General features: G+C 72.9%; 11 protein-coding genes. 6 read left to right on the forward strand and 5 right to left on the reverse strand.

All coding sequences use genetic code 11. From position 1 onward, the window contains the following. Window positions 1-246 precede the first annotated feature (246 nt). Together JHW38_RS05730 and JHW38_RS05735 are read right to left on the reverse strand one after the other, a co-directional pair. The gene (locus JHW38_RS05730; protein WP_207525030.1) at window positions 247-2,010 is read right to left on the reverse strand and encodes a hypothetical protein; all 1,764 of its coding nucleotides are present in this window, start codon (window positions 2,008-2,010) and stop codon (window positions 247-249) included. Between the two features lie 19 nt (window positions 2,011-2,029). After that, window positions 2,030-2,626 carry an NfuA family Fe-S biogenesis protein gene (locus JHW38_RS05735; protein WP_207525031.1) on the reverse strand — a complete coding sequence of 199 codons (597 nt, stop codon included), beginning with the start codon at window positions 2,624-2,626 and terminating at the stop codon, window positions 2,030-2,032. A gap of 139 nt (window positions 2,627-2,765) precedes the next feature. Here JHW38_RS05735 and JHW38_RS05740 point away from each other — a divergent pair, with 139 nt between their 5' ends. Further along, the gene (locus tag JHW38_RS05740) at window positions 2,766-3,107 is read left to right on the forward strand and encodes a 4a-hydroxytetrahydrobiopterin dehydratase (protein WP_207525032.1); all 342 of its coding nucleotides are present in this window, start codon (window positions 2,766-2,768) and stop codon (window positions 3,105-3,107) included. A gap of 7 nt (window positions 3,108-3,114) precedes the next feature. Continuing rightward, the gene (locus JHW38_RS05745) at window positions 3,115-3,525 is read left to right on the forward strand and encodes an energy transducer TonB (RefSeq protein ID WP_207525033.1); all 411 of its coding nucleotides are present in this window, start codon (window positions 3,115-3,117) and stop codon (window positions 3,523-3,525) included. A 76-nt stretch (window positions 3,526-3,601) separates the two neighbouring features. On the opposite strand, the gene JHW38_RS05750 is transcribed toward JHW38_RS05745, so the two are convergent. Next, on the reverse strand, window positions 3,602-4,561 hold the full coding sequence (locus JHW38_RS05750; RefSeq protein WP_207525034.1) for an RluA family pseudouridine synthase: 960 nt from the start codon (window positions 4,559-4,561) through the stop codon (window positions 3,602-3,604). 502 nt (window positions 4,562-5,063) lie between these two features. Here JHW38_RS05750 and JHW38_RS05755 point away from each other — a divergent pair. Continuing rightward, a complete protein-coding gene (locus JHW38_RS05755; RefSeq protein ID WP_207525035.1) occupies window positions 5,064-8,738 on the forward strand; it encodes an Rne/Rng family ribonuclease in 3,675 nt (1,224 codons plus the stop codon). A gap of 507 nt (window positions 8,739-9,245) precedes the next feature. Here JHW38_RS05755 and JHW38_RS05760 read toward each other — a convergent pair. Next, window positions 9,246-9,893: a response regulator gene (locus JHW38_RS05760; protein ID WP_207525036.1), complete on the reverse strand. Its 648-nt coding sequence runs from the start codon at window positions 9,891-9,893 to the stop codon at window positions 9,246-9,248. 395 nt (window positions 9,894-10,288) lie between these two features. Between JHW38_RS05760 and JHW38_RS05765 the strand changes: the two genes are divergently transcribed. Next, window positions 10,289-11,101, forward strand: a complete 813-nt coding sequence (locus JHW38_RS05765; protein ID WP_207525037.1) for an isocitrate lyase/PEP mutase family protein — start codon at window positions 10,289-10,291, stop codon at window positions 11,099-11,101. A 236-nt stretch (window positions 11,102-11,337) separates the two neighbouring features. Here the strand turns inward: JHW38_RS05765 and JHW38_RS05770 are convergent, their stop codons facing one another. Next, window positions 11,338-11,727, reverse strand: coding sequence for a DUF4180 domain-containing protein (locus JHW38_RS05770; RefSeq protein ID WP_207525038.1), 390 nt, complete (start codon window positions 11,725-11,727; stop codon window positions 11,338-11,340). Window positions 11,728-11,840: 113 nt separating this feature from the next. On the opposite strand from JHW38_RS05770, the gene JHW38_RS05775 reads away from it, so the two are divergent. Both JHW38_RS05775 and JHW38_RS05780 read left to right on the forward strand, forming a co-directional pair. Beyond that, window positions 11,841-12,014 carry a hypothetical protein gene (locus tag JHW38_RS05775; RefSeq protein WP_207525039.1) on the forward strand — a complete coding sequence of 58 codons (174 nt, stop codon included), beginning with the start codon at window positions 11,841-11,843 and terminating at the stop codon, window positions 12,012-12,014. A gap of 387 nt (window positions 12,015-12,401) precedes the next feature. Continuing rightward, window positions 12,402-21,971, forward strand: a complete 9,570-nt coding sequence (locus JHW38_RS05780) for a non-ribosomal peptide synthetase (protein WP_207525040.1) — start codon at window positions 12,402-12,404, stop codon at window positions 21,969-21,971. Window positions 21,972-22,007: the final 36 nt, after the last annotated feature.

Genomic DNA, 22,007 nt, shown 5'->3' on the forward strand with positions numbered 1-22,007 from the left:
GATCCAGAGACTTCAGAGCCATGCCGCGATAAAGCCCTGGATGCCCGCCTTCGCGGGCATGACGCCGGGTGGGTCGCGCGGCAGCTCTTACCAGTCGTCATCCCCGCGAACGCGGGGATCCAGAGACTTCAGAGCCATGTCGCGATAAAGCCCTGGATGCCCTCGTTCGCGGGCACGACGTCGGGTGGGTTGCGCGATAACCCCTGGGCACCGACGCATCGACACGCATCGAACCGCCGCCCGCCCTCACCCGCCCGGCGGCGGCCGCACGCTGCCGTTGTCTTCCTGCAGGTGCGGCTTGAACGGCACGTCCGGCGGCGGCCGCGCTTCGGCCGGCTGGTCGTTGAGGTTGGGATCGTTGAGACCGCAACCGCCGCCGAGCATCAGCAGCGCGACCGAACACTGGATCCGCTTGGTGGTGCCGGGAATCGGGATCGACACGTTCTTGATGCTGCGCCGCACCCACTCGGCCAGCAGGGTTTCGTTCGGCCGCCAGTACTTGTCGAGCGTGGTCGGCTCGTAGTCGGTCGGCTTGCGCCGCAGCCAGGTGCCGGCGCGGTCGAGGTTCTTGATCTCCTCGGTGACGGTGCCCGGCGGGAAGCCCGGCGACGCCGAACCCGGCGCGTCGGCGATGCGCGGGCTGCCGTCGCGGTTGTACAGGCCGGGCGCGGCGCCGGGCGGGCCGCCCGGGCGGTTGCGCGCGGACTCGCCCCAGTCGTCGCCGCGGTGCGGCGTCGGCAAGGTGCCCGGCGCCGGATTCGGCTTCGGTCCGGCGCCCGCGGTCGCCGCCGGCGGCGCCGCAGTGGACGCGGTGGCGCTCGGGCCGGCCGCGGGCGCGCTCGGCGCGGCCGGACTAGCGCTGGCCGCCGCGGGATTCGCCGCGGTCGCGCTGGCCGGCGTCGACGCCGACGGCGTGGCGGCCGGCGCTTGCGAGGGCGCCGCCGGCGCAGGCGTCGCGGCCGCGGGCGCCGGCGGCGTCGGAATCTCGGCCACCCGCACCTGCGGCACGTTGGCGTTCAACTGCGGCGCAGCGACCGGCTTCGGCGCGACCTCGCGCACCTGCAACTGCGGCAGTTGCGCCGGCGCCGGCACGTCGCGCACGGCGACCTCGCGCGGCTGCGCCTGCACGCTCGGCAGCGCGATCTCGCGCTGCCGCACTTGCAGCGACGGCGGCTGCACCGGCGCGGGTACGTCGAGGCTGCGCAGCGGCTGCTGCGCGGCCTGGATCTGCGGCGCGCGCACGCTGTCGTCGAGGCGCTTGCGCGTCGGCGGCAGCAGGAACACCTGCGGCGCGTCCGGAGTCGGCGTGCTGACCATCACCGGCTGCTCGACCGTCGGCGGCGGCAACTGCGGCTCGGGCACGTCGCGCACCGGCACGTCGGGCAGCTGCGCCTGCAATTGCGGCGTCGGCGGCGCGGCGACCGCGACCTGCGCCGGCGGCGCCGGTTCGGCCGGCGCGGGCTGCGGCGGCGAAGGTTCGGCCGGTTGCGGCTGCGGCTGGTTCTGCTGCGGCTGATCGGGCTTCGGTTGATCGCTCGGCTGCTGCGAACCGCCGCCGGGTTCCTCCGGCGTGCCCTTGCCGACGAACTCGATCATCGTCACCTGCTCGCCTTTCGGCTCGGGCCGGGTGGCGAAGTACTGCAGGTACATCAGCCAGATCAGCAACCCGCCGAACAGCACGTGCCACAGCAGCGAGATCGCGCCCGCGCCCCAGCGCAGACGGCGGTCTTCGGGTTCCGGCGGCAGCCATTGCTGGCGCCACAGCACGGCGAAGGCCTGCCAGCGGTTGAGCATCGGCGCGCGCCGCGGCGGCGAGGTCAGCGGGCGCTGGGCGAACACCGCCACCCAGGCGTCGGCGGTGGCGCCGACGACCGCGCCGGGACGCGCGCTCTGCGCGTCCAGCCAGCCCTGCCAGGCCGGCGGGAACTGGCCGGGTTCGGGCGAATCGCGACGCAAGCTCAGCCGCAACCGGCGTTGCAGGGCTTCGATGATCGATGCGGCGGTGGGCACAGGCTGCGCCGCGCCGGGGTCAGGCCGCGCTGTCGCGCGGGATGTACGGCGCCTCGCCGGTATCGTGATCGGTCGCGTCGCGCACCGCGGTCACGCCCGGCACCTTGCTCATCAAGGTGGTTTCGATGCCTTGCTTGAGGGTCACGTCGGCCATGCCGCAGCCGTGGCAGCCGCCGCCGAAGCGCAGCAGCACCACGCCGTCGGCGGTCACTTCCTGCACCGAGACGTGGCCGCGGTGCTGGGCCAGCTGCGGGTTGATCTCGTTCTCGACCAGCCAATGCACGCGCTCGACCAGCGAGGCCGAATCGGCCGGCGCCTCGCCCTTGATCTTCGGCGCGCGGATCTGCAGCTGGCCGCCGGTGGCGCGGCTTTCGTAATCGATCTCGGCGCCGTCGAGGTACTTCACGCTGTCGGCGCGCAGCCACAGGGTAAAGCCGTCGCAGTCCACCGCCCATTCGTCGCCGGCCAGGTCGGCCGGCTCGGCGAACTCCAGACGCACGTCGGCGCGCGCGGTGCCGGGATGGACCGCAGACAGACGCACGCCGAGGCCCGGCAAGGCCTCGCGTTCGATCAGCTTGCGGAAATGCGCCTGGGCGGATTCGGAAATATTGATCATCGGGCTATTCTAACGGGGACGGCGCGGCCTGATGTCGCGCATGCAGCCTACGACCGCCGCGGATACGGGTCCATTCACATGGGGCCGGCGCGGCCAGACGCAACGCCGCGGCGCCAACGCCGGGCCGCCAGGAGTCCCCATGAACGACCTCATTCCCCTCGTCCAGGCCCATTGCGTGCCGCTGCGCGGCAGCGAACACCGGCTCAGCGAGGCGCGCGTGCGCGAACTGCTGCCGCAGGTGCCGGGCTGGGAACTGGCCGAGGACGGTCACGCCCTCACCAAGACCTTCCGTTTCGACGACTACTATCGAACGATGGCGTTCGTGAACGCACTGGCGTTCATGGCCCATCGCGAGGATCATCACCCCGACCTCGGCGTGCACTACGACCGCTGCGTGGTGCGTTATTCCACCCACGACGTCGGCGGGCTCAGCGAGAACGACTTCATCTGCGCGGCCAAGGCCGAAGCCCTGATTGGTTGATCCCCTCATGAACCTCAAGCGCCGCCTGCTCGCTCCGTCCCTCGCTTTCGCTCTGGCCGCGACGGCGGCCGGCTGCGGCCAACGCGCCGCCGAGGAACCGATCATCCCGTCCACGCCGCTGCGCGCGGTCGACACCCCGCCGCCGGACTATCCGCTGGAAATCGGCTGCGACCAGGTCGGCGGCAAGGTGGTGCTGCAGCTGACCGTCGGCGCCGAGGGCAAACCGACCCGCGCCAACGTGCTGACGAGCAGCGGCGTGCCCGCGCTCGACGCGGCCGCGACCCAGGGCGTGCAGCGCTGGCGCTTCGAAGCCGCGACCCGCAACGGCAAGCCGGTGGCGACCGACATCCAGGTGCCGGTGACCTTCCACGCGCCGGCCGAGCGGCCGGAGCATTGCGGCGGCGCCAGCGCCCCCTGAGCCGCACGCGGCGCGGCGACGACGCGCGCCGCCGATCCAAACCTCAGGCCGGGCGCCCACAGTGCCCGGCCTCGCTTTATCCGCCCAAGCGGTCCAGCACCTCGATCAGCTCCGGCGCCAGCGGCGCATTGAGCGAATAACGCTCGCGCCCGCCGTCGAGGGCGAACTCCAGGGTCGAGGCGTGCAGGAACAGCCGGCGCAGGCCGAACTGGTCGCGCAGCTTCTTGTTGACCTCGGCCTCGCCGTACTTGTCGTCGCCGGCGACCGGGTGGCCGATGTGCTGGGAATGCACGCGGATCTGGTGGGTGCGGCCGGTTTCGATCCGCACCTCGCAATACGACTGCCCGCCGCGCCGCTCGAGCACCTTGAAGTGGCTCAGCGAGGCTTTGCCGTCGCGATGGACCTGGACATGCCGCTCGCCGCCCTGGCGCAGGCCGATGTGCAGCGGCGCGTCGACGGTCATGACGCCGTCGGGCATGCGCCCGGTCAGCAGGGCCAGGTAGCGTTTGGCGATACCGCCCTCCTCGCGCATCAAGGCCTGCATCTCGGTCAGCGCCGAGCGCTTCTTGGCCACGATCAGCAGCCCCGAGGTGTCGCGGTCGAGCCGGTGGACCAGCTCCAGGCCCTGGTTCGGGCGCAGCGCGCGCAGGGTCTCGATCGCGCCGAAGCTGATCCCGCTGCCGCCGTGGCTGGCCACGCCGGAGGGCTTGCTCAGGGCCAGCAGGCGCGCGTCCTCGAACACGATCGCGCGCTCCATCGCGTCCAGGAAGCCCTTCGGCGGGGCCGGTTTTTCGCCGGCCTCAGTGAGACGGACCGGCGGAATGCGCACCTCGTCGCCGGCCTCGAGCTTGCGCTCGGCCTTGGCCCGGCCCCCGTTCACGCGCACCTGCCCGGAGCGGACCAGCTTGTAGATCAAGGACCTGGGCGCACCTTTGAGTTGGCCGAGGAGGAAGTTGTCCAGGCGCTGGCCGTCGCGATCGTCGGGCACGCGCACGGTGCGGGCGCCGGCATTGCCGGAGTTTGCTGATTGGGTCATCCCGAAGCGTTATCTGTTACACTCGCGACGCGAGATAAGGTTTTGATTTCGCTGGGAGTTGCACCGGTCGTCCGCCCTCTTGGCGTGCGCCCCGGTACGGGGCCGAAAGCCCCTCCCGCGATTCCGGTCCGCGTCTAACCACTGCCCACGGGGCAGCCATGTTAGCAGCGACGGACCGGCGGAACCCGCCCTCGCCGACGGATGACACCGTCGCGATGAACACCTGTGCGGCGCCAGAGTCCGTCCTCGAACACGAACGAGCAGACCACTCGAAGCAGCCGTCGCCCGTCCCGTGCGGCGTTCGCGCCGCCGGCCCGAAAGTTGAGTAAAGGTATGAGAGCGCTCCCGCGGCGTGCCGTGGTGATGTAGCGCTGGTAGTGGAGACCTCGCCGGCGCGGCGGGCGGCCCGGTTCCGGGCGCCGAACGCGACGGCGCGGACTCAGTTCCCAGATTGCGAAACGCCATGGCGTTCCGCGCGGTAGAGCGCGCGAGGAACGCAACAATGAAGCGCATGCTGATCAATGCGACGCAGGCCGAAGAACTGCGCGTGGCCATCGTCGACGGCCAGAATCTGTACGACATCGACATCGAACAGCCGTCGAAGGAACAAAAGAAGTCCAACATCTACAAGGGCCGCATCACCCGGCTCGAGCCTTCGCTGGAGGCCGCGTTCGTCGAATACGGCGGCGAGCGCCACGGCTTCCTGCCGCTGAAGGAAATCTCGCGCGACTACTTCCAGCCCGGCGTCGACCACAACAAGGCCGGCCTGCGCGAGCTGCTGCGCGAAGGCCAGGAGATCGTGGTCCAGGTCGACAAGGAAGAACGCGGCAACAAGGGCGCCGCCCTGACCAGCTTCATCTCGCTGGCCGGCCGCTACATGGTGCTGATGCCGAACTCGCCGACCGCCGGCGGCGTCTCGCGCCGGATCGAGGGCGACGACCGCGCCGCGCTCAAGGAGGCGATGGACAAGCTGACCATCCCCGACGACATGGGCGTGATCATCCGCACCGCCGGCGTCGGCCGCGACGCCGAAGAGCTGCAGTGGGACCTGGACTACCTGGTCAGCATCTGGAAGGCGATCACCGACGAGGCGCTGAAGAAGCCCGCGCCGTTCCCGCTGTACCGCGAGTCGCGCCTGATCATCCGCGCCCTGCGCGACTACATGCGCGCCGACATCGGCGAGATCCTGGTCGACACCGACGAGATGTACGACGAGGCGCGCCAGTTCGTCGAGCAGGTGATGCCGCACAACCTGCGCAAGCTCAAGAAGTATTCCGACGACACCCCGCTGTTCAACCGCTTCCAGATCGAATCGCAGATCGAGAACGCCTACGAGCGCACCGTGCGGCTGCCGTCCGGCGGCGCCCTGGTGATCGACCAGACCGAGGCGCTGACCGCGATCGACGTCAACTCGGCGCGCGCCACCAAGGGCGGCGACATCGAGGAGACCGCGTTCAACACCAACCTGGAAGCGGCCGAGGAAGTCGCCCGCCAGATGCGCCTGCGCGACCTCGGCGGCCTGGTGGTGATCGACTTCATCGACATGTCCTCCAACCGCCACCAGCGCGAAGTCGAGAACCGCCTGAGCCACGCGCTCAAGCAGGATCGCGCGCGGGTGCAGATCGGCCGGATCTCGCGGTTCGGCCTGCTCGAACTCAGCCGCCAGCGCCTGCGCCCGTCGCTGGGCGAATCCAGCCAGCTGGTGTGCCCGCGCTGCGAAGGCCACGGCCGCATGCGCAGCGTCGAGTCGCTGTCGCTGTCGATCCTGCGCGTCGCCGAAGAGCACGCGATGAAGGAGAACACCGGCCAGGTGCTGGTGCAGGCGCCGACCGAGATCGCCAACTTCCTGCTCAACGAGAAGCGCCGCGCGCTGATGGAGATCGAAGCGCGCCACGACGCGCCGATCGTGATCGTCGCCGACGAGCACCTGGAAACCCCGCACTACGAAGTCACCCGGGTGCGCGAGAACGAGGTCGGCGAGGAAACCAGCAAGCCCAGCTACCAGCGCGGCACCCAGCGCAAGCTGCCGGTCCACGCGCTGACCAAGGCCCACCTCAACATTCCGGAAATGCCGGCCGTGACCAACGTGCGCCCGGCCCAGCCGGCGCCGCTGCGCGAGCCGCGCGAAGCCGTGGCCGCCGCGCCCGCGCCCGCCCCGGCTCCGGCGCCCGCGCCGGTGGCCGCGCCGACCCATTCGGTCGGCCTGGTCGAACGCATCCTGCGCATCTTCCGCGGCGCCCCGCAGCCGGCCCCGGCCGCGCCGGAACCGGCCGCGCGCGCCCAGGACGGCCGCGGCAACGGCGGCCGCAGCGAAGCGCGCGGCGAGCGCAACGGCAACGGCCAGCGCCGCGACAACCGCGGCAACGGCAAGGGCGGCCGCGACGGCCGCCGCGACGAGCCGCGCCAGCAGCAGGAACAGCCGCCGCGCCGCGACAAGCAGGCGCAGAACCCGGGCCAGCAGGCCGGCGGCGCGCAAGCGCAGCAGCAAGGCCAGGGCAAGCAGCCCAAGCAAGGGCAACAGCAAAACCAGCAGCAGCCCAAGCAACAGCAACCGCAGCAGCCCAAGCAGGCGCAGAACCCGCAGCAAACCAAGCCGCAGCAGGACGCGGCCGCGCAAGGCGGCAACGCCAACGCGCAGGCCGGCAACGGCGCGGCCCAGAACGGCAACGCGCCGCGCCCGCCGCGCGAGCCGCGGCCGCCGCGTCAGGACGCCGCCGCCGCTGAAACCGCGGCTGCGGTCGCCGGCGCCGCTCCGGTCGCCGCGGTAGTCGCCGCCGGCACCGCGCCGGCCGCTGCCGACCACGCCGCCGACAACGCAGCGAAGAACGACGCCGCCGAAACGGCCGCGGTCGCCGAAGCGGTCGCCGCCAGCGACGCGGTCGCCGGCGACGCGCCGGCCGACGCTGCGGGCGATGCCGGCGAAAGCGGCGGCCGTCGCCGTCGCGGCCGTCGCGGCGGTCGTCGCCGTCGTCGCGGCAACGGCGAGAACGCCGGCGCCGAGGGCGGCGCCGACGGCGCGCTCGACGCCGAGGGCGGTTTCGACGACGAAGACGAGGCCGGCGCCGAACCGGGCCAGGCCCCGGCCGCCGCACACCGTTCGCAGCCGGAGTTCGACTTCGACGACGTGAGCGCGCCGCAGTCCGCGCGCGCCGCCGCGCCGGCCGCGGCTGCCGCGACCGCCGTTGCGGCGGTGGCGTCCGCGCACGCCGCGCCGGCGAAGACCGAAGCCGCCGCCAGCGACGACGCTGCGCCGGCCAAGGCTGAAGCCGTTGCCAGCGACAGCGCCGCTTCGTTCAAAGCCGACGCCGCCGCCAGCGACAGCGCCGCTTCGTTCAAGGCCGACGCCGCCAGCGACAGCGCCGCTTCGTTCAAGGCCGACACCGCCGCCAGCGACAGCGCCGCTTCGTTCAAGGCCGACGCCGTCAGCGACAGCGCTGCCGCCTTCAAGACCGACACCGCCGCTAGCGACGACGCTGCGCCGGTGAAGGCCGAAGCGCAGGAAGCAGCGACGGTCGCGAAGATCGAAGCCGAGACGGTTTCGGCTCCGGCCGACACCGTCGTCGACGCGGTCGCGAACGTCGAGCCGGTCCCGCCGCAGGCGCCCGCGCCGATCGAAGCCGCCCAGGCCCAGACCTACGCCGCCCCGGTCCGCGCCGAGGCCGACCCGGCCGAAGTCGCCGCCGAGCGCGCGATCCAGGCCCAGCCGCAGGCCGAAGCCGCCGCACCGGCGGTCGCCGCCGCGCCGGCCGAGCCGGCGGTGGTGGTCGAAGCCGCCAAGGTCGAGCCGGTCGTAGCGAACCCGGAACCGGTGGCCGAGCCGGTCGTCGCGGTCGCGCAGGCCGTGCAGCCCGGCGAAGCCGAGCTCGCGCAGGCCGAAGCCGCGGCGCAAGCCGTCGCCTCGCCGGCGCGCGAAGCCGCCCAGGCCGTGCCGGGCTTCAGCTACGCCGCGCCGCCTGAAGCGCCGGCCGCGATCGCCCCGGCCTCGGCCGAGGTCGAAACCGGCGCCAGCGACCCGGTTTCGCCGCTGCTGCCGCGCACCGCCGGCCTGTTCGACGGCCTGCCGCATCCGGTCGCGCCGGCGCCGGTCGCCGACAACGCCGAGGCCGCCGCCGAGGGCGAGGCCAAGCCCGCCGACGGCGATGAAGGCGGCGACGGCTCGCAGGAGCGTCGCGCCTGATCGCGGGGCGGCCGTCGCGGCCGCCCTGGTTCGAAACGGCAATCCAAAAACCGGCCGCGCGAGCGGCCGGTTTTTTTGTGTCTGTCCGATCCGGCGGTTTTACGCGGCAACTGCGTAGGCCGCCCGCGACGCGAGTCAGCGCTCAGGCAGCGCGGGGATTCGGGTCCGGGCGACGCCTTCCGGCGCGCTGACGCTATGCCCGCTCGGAACGCGTTCGGTCTTCAACGGATGCGCGGCACACCCAGGACGCCGGCGCGGGAACGGCGCGCAAGAGCAACGACGAGTGGGTTCACGCGTTCTCGGGGCGGGTTCCCGGCAAGCCCAGCACGCCGACGCAGGAACGCTGCGCAAGAGCGGCAACAACGGTATTGCGACTTTCGCCGCGCAACGACCGGCAAGCGGCGATTCGCCCGTCGTCCCCGCCGTTGCGGCGAAAACCGTACGCCATGCCGGCCTCAGCTCCGCAGCGCCGCCAGACCCGGCGCGCCGCTCGAACGCCGCGCCGCTTTACAGCGAATGCGCCGGATCGGCGAGCCCGTACTGCGCCGCCAACCGCGCCAGAGCGATGGTGTCGGTGATCGTCAGCTTCTCGAACAGCCGGGTCTTGTGGGTGTTGACGGTCTTCGCGCTCAGGCTCAGGCGCTTGGCGATTTCTTCCTGGCGGAAGCCCTGCACCAGCAGCAAAGCGATCTCCAGTTCGCGCGGCGACAGCTCGTCGAACGGCGAGGCGCCGCCGTCGAGCGTCGACAGCGCCAGATGCTGGGCGATGTTGCTGGCCAGATAACGCTTGCCGCGGGCCACGTCGCGGATCGCGCGCAGCAGTTCGCTGGCGTCGCCGCCCTTGCCCACGTAACCGGACGCGCCGGCTTCGAGCAGGCGTTTGGGCATCGGCCCGTCCTCGAGCACCGACACGATGATGACGCGGGTGCCGTGGTCGCCCTTGACGATGCGCTCGGTGACCTCCAGCCCGCTGACGCCGGGCAGGTGCAGGTCGCACAGGACCACGTCGGGCTTGAGCTTGCGGATCAGCGGCAAGGCCTCCTCGCCGCTCTCGACATCGCCCAGCACTTCGATATCCGTCTCCGCCGAGAGGATCATGCGCATGCCCGTACGCACCAGCGCATGGTCGTCGACGATGAATACACGGATGGTCATACCGTCCCCAGAACTGCCTTGAAGCCCACGCCAGCGAGGCTACGCGGCGCCCAGGGGGCCGCGCAAGGCATTGATATTTATTGGCTCACTGCCGGCGCCCGGACTCGCACCCAGTCCGGCATGGCCCGCGCCGAAAAGGCGCACGCCGGCCGCAACGGCGCCCGCTACCGATGAACTGGGTCACAACTTGGCAATCCCTAGGCTGAGTTGCTAGCGCGAGCGCGCGGCAATGGTATCTCAGCGCCGCGCGATTGAACGCAATCGGCGGCGCAAACTCGGGAAAAAGCGGGCATTCGCACAGGCCGGGCGTCGCCGTCCGAAAACGGCCGGTCGCGCGAGCGCGCGCATGCGATGCTGCGCCGCGCAGTTCCCCACTCCTCATGCCAGGACCGTCCATGACCAGCCAAAGCGAACGCGCCGAACGATTCCGCCGACTGCACGCCGACGGCCTGCTGCTGCTCGCCAACGCCTGGGACGCCGGCAGCGCGCGCCTGATCGAGAGCCTCGGCGCGCAGGCGGTGGCGACCACCAGCGCCGGCGTGGCCTGGGCGCACGGCTTCGCCGACGGCGACCGGCTGCCGGTGCCGCGCCTGATCGCCACCGTCGCCGATATCGCGCGCGCGGTGCGGGTGCCGCTGAGCGTGGACATGGAAGGCGGTTATTCCGACGATCCCGACACCGTCGCCGACCATGTCGCCGGCGCGATCGACGTCGGCGCGGTCGGCATCAACCTCGAAGACGGCGGCGGCGCGCCGGACGCGCTGTGCGCCAAGATCGAACGGATCAAGCGCGCGGCGGCGCGGTTGGGCGCGGACGTGTTCGTCAACGCGCGCACCGACGTCTACCTGCGCGGCCTGGTTCCGCCCGAACGGCGGGTCGAGGAAACCCTGGCGCGCGCCGCGCGCTACCGCGCAGCCGGCGCCGACGGATTGTTCGTGCCCGGGCTGACCGACGAAACCCAGGTGCGCGCGATCGCCGCCGGCGGCGGCCTGCCGCTGAACCTGCTCGCCCGCGCCGCGCTGCCGCCGGCCGCGCGACTGCGCGACTGGGGCGTGCGCCGGCTCAGCGCCGGCTCCGATCTGGCCCAGTCGGCGCACGCGCGCGTGCGCAGCCTCGCCGCAGGTTTCCTGCACGACGGCGACAGCAAGCCGCTGGCGGCCGAGGCGATGGCGTATACCGAACTCAATGCGTTGTTCGAGCCGCGTTGAGGTTGCTTGCGGCGTGGACGGCGGGCGGTCGCGCGTCGAGGCTTCGTCGGTACGGCGGCGGAAACGCTCGATAAAGAGCAGGCTCGACGAAGGACTTACCCGCTAAAAGGCCGGCCCGCTAAAGAACCGGCTCGATAAAGAGCCCGTTCGATGAAAGCCGCTTCCATGGAACGCCGGATCGAGCGGTTTGCGGCTCAGGCCGCAGCGAGGGCGCACGAGCCTGCGCCGGCAGCGGCTTACTCGCGGCCGAGAATCCGCGCCAGCGCGTCGAGATCGTCGACGAACATCACCGCGCGCCCTTCGCCGCATTCGCGCACCCAATCGCGCAGCGGCGCGCTGCGCCGCAGATGCGCCTGGATGTCGCCGACCACCGCCAGGCGCAGGCGATAGTTCACCGCCTTCTGCGCGATCTCGCCCGCCAGTCCGCTGGCCAAGCGGAAGAACGAAACGTCCAGCCGCGCCACCGGCAACGCCAGCACCGTCGCGCCCGCGAACGAGGCTGCGCCGATCAGATCGGTCGCCGCGCGCGCGTCGGCGATCGGCGCGCCTTCGGCCGCGCACAGCAACACGCGTTCGCTGCCGATCGGCAGCACGGTGAAGGCGGATTCGTCGGCGGCGTCGTTCATATCGGTAAATTCGCAGCAAAGACCGCACAGTTCCGCACGCTGCGCGCGGATGCAAGCGCGTAGGCGCAGCGGCCCCATACCGGCCCGCTTCGGCACATCGGTTCGGCGCCAGAATGACGGCACGGATCGATGCGGATCCGATCCGTGCGGGTTCCGCCGAACGCACGCGCGAGCGCGGAAAACCGCGGAAAAACCCGCGGCGCCGATCCGGCCGCGAGGTTGCGCGCGCACTGCGCGCCGCCGCGCGTGAGCGCCGCAACGCCGACCACGCCGAAACGAAAACGTGACCGCGCACGCAATCGCTGCCGAAGCGCAAGCGTTCTCACGCTTTGGGACTCGCCGCCGCCAAGCTAAACGGCCATGACAACACTCACTTCGGAAGCATCGCATTCGTTGCCAGACTGCGCCGGCGCGACCGGCTCTGCGGCGCGCCATGAGCGTCGCCGGCGGCCGCGAAACGGAACCCGATCACGTTCATTTCAACGCGAACGGATGCCCGATGGTTCCGCGGCGATCGCGCCGTCCGAGCCGAGTGACCGCCCGACCGCCATCGCACTTGCCTCTCCCCCCGTTCACGAGTCGCCCGCTGCGACGTTGCATCCGGACCGTCGCGCCGCGACCCGGACGCCGTCGCGCGGCCTCGTCCGTCGCCGTTTCCGGAGCCCGTCGCACCCATGTCCCGATTCGAACCCACCTCCCCGTTGAATCCCGCCGCGGCGGGCCACGACGCCGCGCACGAGCGCGCCGCGTTCGCCGGCCTGCAGCACCGGTTCGAACGTCACGCGCAGCGCCGTCCCGACGCGATCGCCCTGGTCCACGACGGCCGGCGCATGCGCTACGGCGAACTCAACGCGCGCGCCAACCGGCTGGCGCAGCGACTCATCGATGCCGGCGCCGGCCCCGACGGTCTGGTCGCGCTGTGCGTGCAGCGCGGCTTCGCCCTGCCGGTGGCGGTGCTGGCGGTGCTCAAGGCCGGCGGCGCGTACGTACCGTTCGATCCCGACTATGCCTCGGCGCGGCTCGCGGCGATGCTGGCCGACGCCGCGCCGCCGATCGCGCTGTGCGACGAGGCCGGCCGCGCCGCGCTCGGCGCGCACGCGCTGGCCTCGCTGCGCGTGCTCGATCCGCTGGCCGATTCGACCTGCGATCCGGCCTGCGATCCGGACGGCGGCGACGAACGCGTCTGGGCCGCGCGCGACCCGCAGGTGGCCGGATTGCGCCCGCATCATCTGGCCTATGTGATCTACACCTCCGGCTCCACCGGCGCGCCGAAGGGCGTGATGGTCGAACACCGCAACCTGATCCACCTGTGCGCGACCGAAACCGCGCGCCTGGGCATCGACGCCGACAGCCGCATCGCCCAGTTCGCCTCGCCGGGCTTCGACGCCAGCGTGCTGGAACTGACGATGGCGCTGGCCCACGGCGCGCAACTGCATCTGGCCGCTGCGGCGCAGCGCGCCAGCGCCGAAGCGTTCAACCGATGGTTCGAGGACGAAGGCCTGACCCACGCGTTGTTGCCGCCGGCGTTCCTGCAAGGACGCGCGCTGCGCTTCGGCCGACGGCCGGTGCTGATCCTCGGCGGCGAGGCGCCCGGCCCCGCGCTGGTGCGCGAACTGGCCGCGCAGGCGACCGTGGTCAACGCCTACGGCCCGACCGAGATCACCGTGTGCGCGACGCAATGGATCGCCCCGGAGTCCGCCGCCGTCGGCGACGCGCCGGTGCCGATCGGACGCGCGCTCGCCGGCACCCGCGTGTACCTGCTCGATGCCGACGGCCGGCCGGTGGCGCGCGGCGAAACCGGCGAGATCCACATCGGCGGCGGCGGCGTGGCGCGCGGTTATCTGGGCCAGCCCGAACTCAGCGCCGGGCGCTTTCTCGCCGATCCTTTCGCCGCCGAGGACGGCGCGCGCATGTACCGCAGCGGCGATCTGGCGCGCGAACTCGACGACGGCGCGCTGCTGTTCCTCGGCCGCAACGACGATCAGATCAAGCTGCGCGGCTACCGCATCGAACTCGGCGAAATCCAGGCGCGCCTGGACGAGCATCCGCAGGTGCGCGAATGCGCGGTGCTGGCGCGCGAGGACGGCGCGGGCGAGCCGCAGTTGCTCGCCTACTACGCCGGCGCGGCCGCGCCGGCGGCGTTGCGCGCGTTCCTGGCCGAACGCCTGCCCGGCTACATGCTGCCGGCCGCGTACGTGGCGCTGCCGACGCTGCCGCTGACCGGCAACGGCAAGCTCGATCGCGCCGCCCTGCCCGCGCCCGCCGACGGCGACCGCGCGCGCGCCGATTACCGGCCGGCGCAAGGCGCGGACGAACGCGCGCTGGCGCAGTTGTGGTGCGAGTTGCTCGGCGTCGGACGGGTCGGCCGCGACGACGACTTCTTCGCCCTCGGCGGCCATTCGCTGACCGCCGCGCGGCTGCGCGTGCGGCTGCGCGAACGCGACGGAGTCGAATTGCCGACCGCGGCGCTGTTCGATCATCCGACCCTGGCCGCGCTGGCGGCGCAGATCGGGCATCTGCGCGCGCACGACGCCGGCGCGCCGCCGCTGCCGCCGATCGAACCGGCGCCGCGCGGGGCGACGCTGGCGGTCTCGCACGCGCAGCAGCGCCTGTGGTTCCTGCACCAGCTCGAGCCGGGCGAGGTGCGCTACAACATGCCGCTGCGCCTGGAGCTGGACGGCGAGCTCGACCTCGCCGCGCTGCGCCGCGCGCTCGACGCGGTCTACGCGCGCCATGAGGCGCTGCGTACGGTGTTCGCGGCGCAAGACGGCGAGGTCCGCGCGAGGCTGCTGCCGGCGGCGTCCGGCTTGCGCTTGTGCGAACACGATCTGCGCGGGCTGGACGATCACGCGGCGCGGTTGCGCGAACTGTGCGAAGTCGACGCGCGCACGCCGTTCGATCTGGCCGCGGGGCCGCCGATCCGCGCGCGCCTGATCCGCACCGGCGAATGCCGCCACGTGCTGATGCTGACCCAGCACCACATCGCCTGCGACGGTTGGTCGCTGCACCTGCTCGGCCGCGAACTCGGCGCCCTGTACGCGGCGGCGCGCGCCGGCGAGGCCGATCCACTGCCGCCGCTGCGCGTGCAATACCCCGACTACGCCGCCTGGGAGCAGCGCTGGCTGCACGGCGAGCGTCTGGCGCCGCAGGCGGAGTACTGGCGCGCGACCCTGGCCGGCGCACCCGGGCTGCTGGCGCTGCCGACCGATCGCCCGCGCCCGCCGCGGCCCGCGCACGCCGCCGGCGCGCTGCCGCTGCGGGTGGATGCGGCGCGGGTCGAACGCCTGCAACGGCTGTGCCGCGACCACGGATGCAGCTTGTTCATGGCCGTGGCCGCGGCCTGGTCGCTGGTGCTGGCGCGCCTGTCCGGGCAAGACGAAGTGGTGATCGGCACGCCCTCGGCCAATCGCGAGCGCGCCGAGATCGAACCGCTGCTGGGTTTCTTCGTCAACACCCTGGCCTTGCGCGTGGACTTCGCCGACGAACCCGACACCGCGCGCCTGCTGCAACGCGTACGCGCCGCCGCGCTCGGCGCGCAGGCGCACCAGGACCTGCCGTTCGAGCAAGTGGTGGAACTGGCCCAACCCGAGCGCCGGGTCGACCGCACGCCGCTGTTCCAGGCGCTGCTGGCCTGGCAGAGCAACGAAACCGGGCGCTTCGAGTTGCCCGGCCTGAGCGTGCGCGCGAGCCAGCCGTTCGCCGCGGTGCGCTTCGAACTGGAACTGCACGTGCGCGAGCACGACGGCGAGCTGATCGGCGAACTCGGCTACGCCAGCGAGCTGTTCGACGCGGCCACCATCGAGCGCCAGCTCGGCGGCCTGCACGCGGCGCTGGACGCGATGTGCGCGCAGCCCTCGCTGGCGGCGACGCGGATCGACCTGCTCGACGCGGCGCAACGCGCGCACGTGCTCGGCCCGCTTGGGCGCGGCGAACCCGAGGCGGACGCCGCTGCGCCCGAGTGCGTGCACCGGCTGTTCGAGCGGCAGGCCCGCGCGACCCCGCACGCGACCGCGCTGATCCACGGCGAGCGGCGCATGGACTATGCCGAACTCGACGCCCGCGCCGAACGCCTCGCGCGGCGGCTGCGCCGCTGCGGCGCCGGCGCCGACGAACGCATCGGCCTGTGCGCGCAGCGCGGCTTCGGCGTAGCGGTCGGCGCGCTGGCCGCGCTCAAGGCCGGCGCCGCCTACGTGCCGCTCGACCTGAGCCATCCGCGCGAGCGTCTGGCCCAGGTGCTCGCCGACGCCGCGCCGGTGGCGCTGCTGGCCGACGGCGCCGGACGCGAGGCGCTGGCCGGCGCCGTGCCCGGCGGCGCGCGCGTGCTGGACCTGGACGCGTACGCGTTCGGTCCGCTCGACGCGACCGAAAAGGACGCCGCCGGCGATCCGCCGCACGCCGGACCGGGCCCCGAACATCCGCACCCCGAAGGCCTGCACCCCGAAGGCCCGCGCCCCGAACATCTGGCCTACGTCATCTACACCTCCGGCTCCACCGGCGCGCCCAAAGGCGTGACGATGCCGCATGCGCCGCTGGCGCAACTGCTGCATTGGCAGCGCAGCGCGCTGGCGCCGGCGCGGCGGGTGCTGCAGTTCGCCGCGACCGGCTTCGACGTGGCGTTCCAGGAAATCTTCGGCGCCCTGTGCAGCGGCGCGGCGCTGGTGTTGATCGACGCGCCGCAGCGCCTGGACATGGCCGCGCTGCCGGCGCTGCTCGGCGCGCACGAGGTCGATCGCCTGCATCTGCCCTACATCGCCGCGCAAAGTCTCGCCGAAGCGATCGAGGACTGCGACGACGCGGCGCTGGCCGGAGTGCGCGCGCATTTGCGCGAAGTGATCGTCGCCGGCGAGCAACTGCGGCTCACGCCGCAACTGCGGCGGATGCTGCGGCGCCTGCCCGACTGCCGCCTGCACAACCACTACGGCCCGACCGAAACCCATGTCGCGGTCGCCTGCGCGCTCGGCCCCGACCTCGACGCCGAGCCCGACCATGCGCCGATCGGCCGGCCGATTTCCGGCAGCCGCGTCTACCTGCTCGACCGCCACCGCCAGCCGGTCCCGCGCGGCGCGGCCGGCGAGCTGTATCTGGCCGGGGCCTGCGTGGCGCGCGGTTATCTGCGCCGGCCCGGGCTCGAAGCCGAACGCTTCCTCGCCGATCCCTTCGCCGGCGGCGCCGCGCGCATGTACCGCACCGGCGACCTGGCCCGCTTCCGCGCCGACGGCCGCCTCGAGTTCCTCGGCCGCAACGACCAGCAGATCAAGATCCGCGGTTTCCGCATCGAACCGGGCGAAATCGAAGCGCGTCTGGCCGAGCATCCGCAGGTGCGCGAATGCGCGGTCATCGCGCGCGAACGGCCCGACGGCCAGACCGCGCTGGTGGCTTACGCCGCGCCCGCCTGCACGGTCGGCGCCGACTGGCCGGCGGCGCTGCGCGCGCATCTGGCCGCGCGCCTGCCCGATTACATGCTGCCGTCGGCGTTCGTAACGGTGACGGCGCTGCCGGCGACGGCCAACGGCAAACTCGACGCCCGCGCCCTGCCCGCGCCGGATCCGTCCGCGTTCGCGCACGCCGCGTTCGAGGCCGCGCGCGGCGCCACCGAAACCACGCTGGCGCGGTTGTGGCAGGAACTGCTCGGCGTGGCCCGGGTCGGCCGCGGCGACCATTTCTTCGACCTCGGCGGGCATTCGCTGATCGCGGTGCGGCTGCTCAGCCGGATCGGCCGCGCGTTCGCGATCGAGCTGCCGCTGGCCGAGTTGTTCGCGCGCCCGCGCCTGGCCGATCTGGCCGCGGCCATCGACGCGCTGGCGGCGCGAACCGACGGCGGCGCGGCCGCGCCGATGCGGCCGCGCGAACCCGGCGACGACGACGGCGCGCTGCCGCTGTCGCCGGCGCAGCAGCGCTTGTGGTTCCTCTCGCAGTTCGACGGCAACGGCGCCAACTACCACATCCCGCTGGCCCTGCGCCTGCGCGGCGCGCTCGATGCCGCCGCCCTGCGCCGCGCGCTGGATCGGGTGTTCGCCCGCCACGAAGGCCTGCGCAGCGTGTTCGTCGACCGATCCGGCGCGCCGCATGCGCGCCTGCTCGACCCCGACAGCGGCATCGACTGGGCGCAGTGCGACCTGCGCGGCGACGACGACGGCGAGGCCCGGCTGCGCGAACGCATGGACCAGGCCGCGGACGCGCCGTTCGATCTGCAACGCGGGCCGCTGCTGCGCGCGCGCCTGTTCCGCCTGCGCGACGACGAGCACGTGTTGTCGCTGGTGGCGCACCACATCGTCGCCGACGGCTGGTCGCTGGGCGTGCTGATGGACGAGCTCGGCGCGCTCTACGCCGCGTTCGCCGCCGGCGCCGCCGATCCGCTGCCGCCGCTGCCGCTGCAATACCCCGACGTCGCGATCTGGCAGCGCCGCCACCTCGACCCCGCGCGCCTGCGCGCGCAGGCCGACTATTGGCGCGGCGCGCTGGCCGATGCGCCGGCGCTGCTGGAACTGCCGGCGGACCGGCCGCGGCCGGCGCAGCAATCCTTCGCCGCCGGCTTCGTGCCGCTGCGCCTGGACGCCGCGCTGACCGCCGCGCTCAAGCGCTGCGGCCAGCGCCACGGCGCGACCTTGTTCATGACCTTGCTGGCGGCGTGGAGCGCGGTGCTGGCGCGAGTGTCGGGCCAGGACGACCTCGTCGTCGGCGCCGCCACCGGCGGCCGCAACCGCCACGAAACCCAGACGCTGATCGGCTTTTTCGTCAACACCCTGGCGCTGCGCATCGATCTGTCCGGCGCGCCCGACGCGGCCGCGCTGCTGGCGCGCGTGCGCGCGGCCGCGCTCGATGCGCAGGCGCACCAGGACCTGCCGTTCGAACAAGTGGTCGACGCGCTGCAACTGCCGCGCCGGCTCGACCGCACGCCGCTGTTCCAGGCCATGTTCGCCTGGCAAAACGAGGAAGACCCGGTGCCGCGCCTGCCGGGGCTGGACGCGCGCGCCGAGCCGCTGCGCCTGCGCTGGACCAAGTTCGACCTCGAACTGGTGCTGGGCGAACGCGACGGCATCGTCGAAGGCGGGCTCAACTACGCCGCCGGCTTGTTCGACCGCGCCACCATCGAGCGCCATCGCGACTATCTGCTGGCCGCGCTGCGCGCGTTCGCCGCGCAAGACCCGGGCGCGGTGGCGCACTGGCCGCTGCTGCCGCCGCACGAGCGCGCGGCGCTGCTGCACGAACGCAACCGCGGCGAAGCCGCGTTCGACCGCGAGCAGTTGTTGGACGCGGCCTTCGCCCGTCAGGCCGCGCGCACGCCGCAGGCCGACGCGGTGGTCCACGCCGGCGCGCGGCTGAGCTACGCCGAACTCGATGCGCGCGCCAACCGTCTCGCCCATGCGCTGATCGAGCGCGGCGTCGGCCGCGGCGACCGGGTCGCGCTGGGCGCGCAACGCGGGTTCGGCCTGATCGCCGGCGTGCTCGCCATCCTCAAGGCCGGCGCGGTGTACCTGCCGTTCGACCCGGTCTATCCCTCGGCCCGGCTCGGCCGCATCCTCGCCGACGCCGCGCCGGCGCTGGCGCTGTGCGACGCTGCCGGCCGCGCCGCGCTGGACGCCGTCGCCGGCGACAGCGACGGCGCCGTCGCGCCGCCGCGCCTGCACCTGGACGACGAAGCGCTGTGGTCGCAAGGCGTCGCGTACGCGCCGCAGGTGCCCGGCCGCAGCGGCGCGGACCTGGCCTACCTGATCTACACCTCCGGCTCCACCGGCGCGCCCAAGGGCGTGATGGTGGAACACCGCAACGCGGCGCAACTGGCCGCGGCGCAAGTGCGGCGCTTCCGCCTGGGCCGACGCAGCCGGGTGCTGCAATTCAATTCGATCGGTTTCGACGCCAGCGTGTTCGACCTGCTGATGGCGTTCGTGCGCGGCGGCGCGCTGTATCTGCCGGAACCGGCCGAGCGCGCGTCGGCGCAGGCGGCGATGGCGTTCGTGCGCCGCCACCGCATCACCCACGCGACCCTGCCGCCGGCGCTGTTGCAAGGCCAGCCGGTGCCGCGCTTCGAGCACCGTCCGACGCTGCTGTTCGGCGGCGAGGCGCCGAATCCGGCGCTGATGCGCGCGCTGTCGGCGCATGCGCGCGTGGTCAACGCCTACGGCCCGACCGAAACCACGGTCTGCGCCAGCGCCTGGACCGCGCCGCGCGATTTCGCCCAGGCGCCCGACGCGCCGCTGCCGATCGGCCGGCCGCTGGCCAACGTGCGCCTGTACCTGCTCGACGCGCAGCGGCAACCGGTGCCGACCGGATCGGTCGGCGAGCTGTACATCGGCGGCGCCGGCGTGGCGCGCGGCTATTTCGGCCGTCCCGACCTGACCGCCGAACGTTTTCTCGACGATCCCTTCGATCCGCGGCCGGGCGCGCGCATGTACCGCAGCGGCGATCTGGCCCGCTATCTGTCCGACGGCGAACTGCTGTTCCTCGGCCGCAACGACGAACAGATCAAGCTGCGCGGCTTCCGCATCGAACCGGGCGAGATCCAGGCGCGGCTGAGCGAACATCCGGCGGTGCGCGATTGCGCGGTGATCGCGCGCGAGGACCGCGCCGGCGAGCCGTATCTGGCCGCGTATCTGGTCGCCGACCGCACCCACCCCGCCGCGCAGGGCGAGGACGCGCTCGCCGCGACCTTGCGCGCGTTCCTGGCCGAACGCCTGCCCGACTACATGCGCCCGACCGCGTTCGTACGCATCGACGCGCTGCCGCTGACCGCGCACGGCAAGCTCGACCGGCGCGCATTGCCCGCCCCCGGCGGCGACGACTTCGCCCACGCCGCCTACCAACCGCCGCAGCCCGGCGAGGAACGGCGGCTGGCGGCGCTGTGGCGGGAACTGCTGGGCGTGGAGCGGGTCGGCCGCCACGACGATTTCTTCGAACTCGGCGGCCATTCGCTGCGCGCGGTGCAATTGGCCGCGCGGCTGGGCGAAGAATTCGACGCGCAGGTGCCGGTGCGCGAACTGTTCGCGCATTCGCGCCTGGACCGGATGGCCGCGCTGCTGCATGCGCACGCCGGCGCGGCGGTCGGCGACGCGGCGTTCGACGGCGTGGCGGCCGACGGCGCGGACCTGGACGCCGAAGCGGCGCTCGACCCGGCCATCGACGGCGCCGGGCTACGCGCGGCGGCGGCAGCCGCGGATTGCCGCGAGCTGTTGCTGACCGGCGCCACCGGCTTCCTCGGCGCGTTCTTGTTGCAGGCCTTGTTGCAGGCCACTTCGGCGCGCGTGCACTGTCTGGTGCGCTGCGCCGACCCGGCCGACGGCCGGCGCCGTCTCGAAACCGCGCTGGCCGCGCTCGGTCTCGACGGCGTCGCCGACCCGGCGCGGGTCGCGATCGTGCCGGGCGATCTGGCCCAGCCGCGGCTGGGCTTGAGCGAGTCGGGATTCGATGCGCTGTCCGAACGCATCGACGCGATCTACCACAACGGCGCCTGGGTCAATTCGCTGCACGGCTACGCCGCGCTCAAGCCGGCCAACGTCGGCGGCACGATCGAGGTCATGCGCCTGGCCGCGCGGACGCGGCGCAAGCACGTGCACTACGTTTCGACCCTGAGCACCGTGCCCGCGCCCGCGCAGGTGCGCGCGCTGGGCGCGCCTGCCGGCGACGAGGAAGCGCTGGCGCGGTGCTGGCGCGCGCTCGGCAGCGGCTACGCACGCAGCAAATGGGTGGCCGAACGGCTGCTGCGCGCCGGCGGCGAGCGCGGGCTGCCGTTCACCGTCTACCGTCCGACCCACATCGCCGGCGCCGGCGGCGACGGCGCCTGCAACCTCAGCGACGCCTGGAGCCTGTTCGTGCAGGCGTGCTACCGGCTCGGCAACGCGCCGGACATCGACCTGCGCATGAACTCGCTGGCGGTGGACCGCATGGCCGCGGCGATCGTCGAGCTGTCGCTGCGCGGCGACAGCGACGGCCGCAGCTTCAACCTCGCCGACCCGCACGGGTACCGGTTGGCCGACTGGATCGATTGCGCGTTGGAACAAACCGGCATGGCCGCGGCCAAGCGTCCGTACCCGCAGTGGTTGCGCGATTGCGCGGCGCACCCGGCGACTGCGGCGATCGCCTCGATCCTGCCGCCCGAGCTGAGCCCGCACGCCGACGCGGACGGCGAACCCGAGCAAAGCCCGATCGCCAATGCCGTGGCCGAACGGCTCGATCCGGCGCGCTTCCCCGCTCTCGATCGCGACCACCTGCGCCGCTGCGCGCAGTGGTTGCGCCGCCACTGCGACTGATCCGCTGTCATTCCCCTTCCAACCACCGATCGTGAC

This window comes from Lysobacter enzymogenes, from assembly GCF_017355525.1.
Taxonomy (GTDB): Bacteria; Pseudomonadota; Gammaproteobacteria; order Xanthomonadales; family Xanthomonadaceae; genus Lysobacter; species Lysobacter enzymogenes_C.

Bases quoted from the DNA above. Each gene is read 5' to 3' on its own strand.
- JHW38_RS05735 (WP_207525031.1), bottom strand. From the start codon at position 2,626: ATGATCAATATTTCCGAATCCGCCCAGGCGCATTTCCGCAAGCTGATC.
- JHW38_RS05740 (WP_207525032.1), top strand. From the start codon at position 2,766: ATGAACGACCTCATTCCCCTCGTCCAGGCCCATTGCGTGCCGCTGCGC.
- JHW38_RS05745 (WP_207525033.1), top strand. From the start codon at position 3,115: ATGAACCTCAAGCGCCGCCTGCTCGCTCCGTCCCTCGCTTTCGCTCTG.
- JHW38_RS05750 (WP_207525034.1), bottom strand. From the start codon at position 4,561: ATGACCCAATCAGCAAACTCCGGCAATGCCGGCGCCCGCACCGTGCGC.
- JHW38_RS05755 (WP_207525035.1), top strand. From the start codon at position 5,064: ATGAAGCGCATGCTGATCAATGCGACGCAGGCCGAAGAACTGCGCGTG.
- JHW38_RS05760 (WP_207525036.1), bottom strand. From the start codon at position 9,893: ATGACCATCCGTGTATTCATCGTCGACGACCATGCGCTGGTGCGTACG.
- JHW38_RS05765 (WP_207525037.1), top strand. From the start codon at position 10,289: ATGACCAGCCAAAGCGAACGCGCCGAACGATTCCGCCGACTGCACGCC.
- JHW38_RS05770 (WP_207525038.1), bottom strand. From the start codon at position 11,727: ATGAACGACGCCGCCGACGAATCCGCCTTCACCGTGCTGCCGATCGGC.
- JHW38_RS05775 (WP_207525039.1), top strand. From the start codon at position 11,841: ATGACGGCACGGATCGATGCGGATCCGATCCGTGCGGGTTCCGCCGAA.
- JHW38_RS05780 (WP_207525040.1), top strand. From the start codon at position 12,402: ATGTCCCGATTCGAACCCACCTCCCCGTTGAATCCCGCCGCGGCGGGC.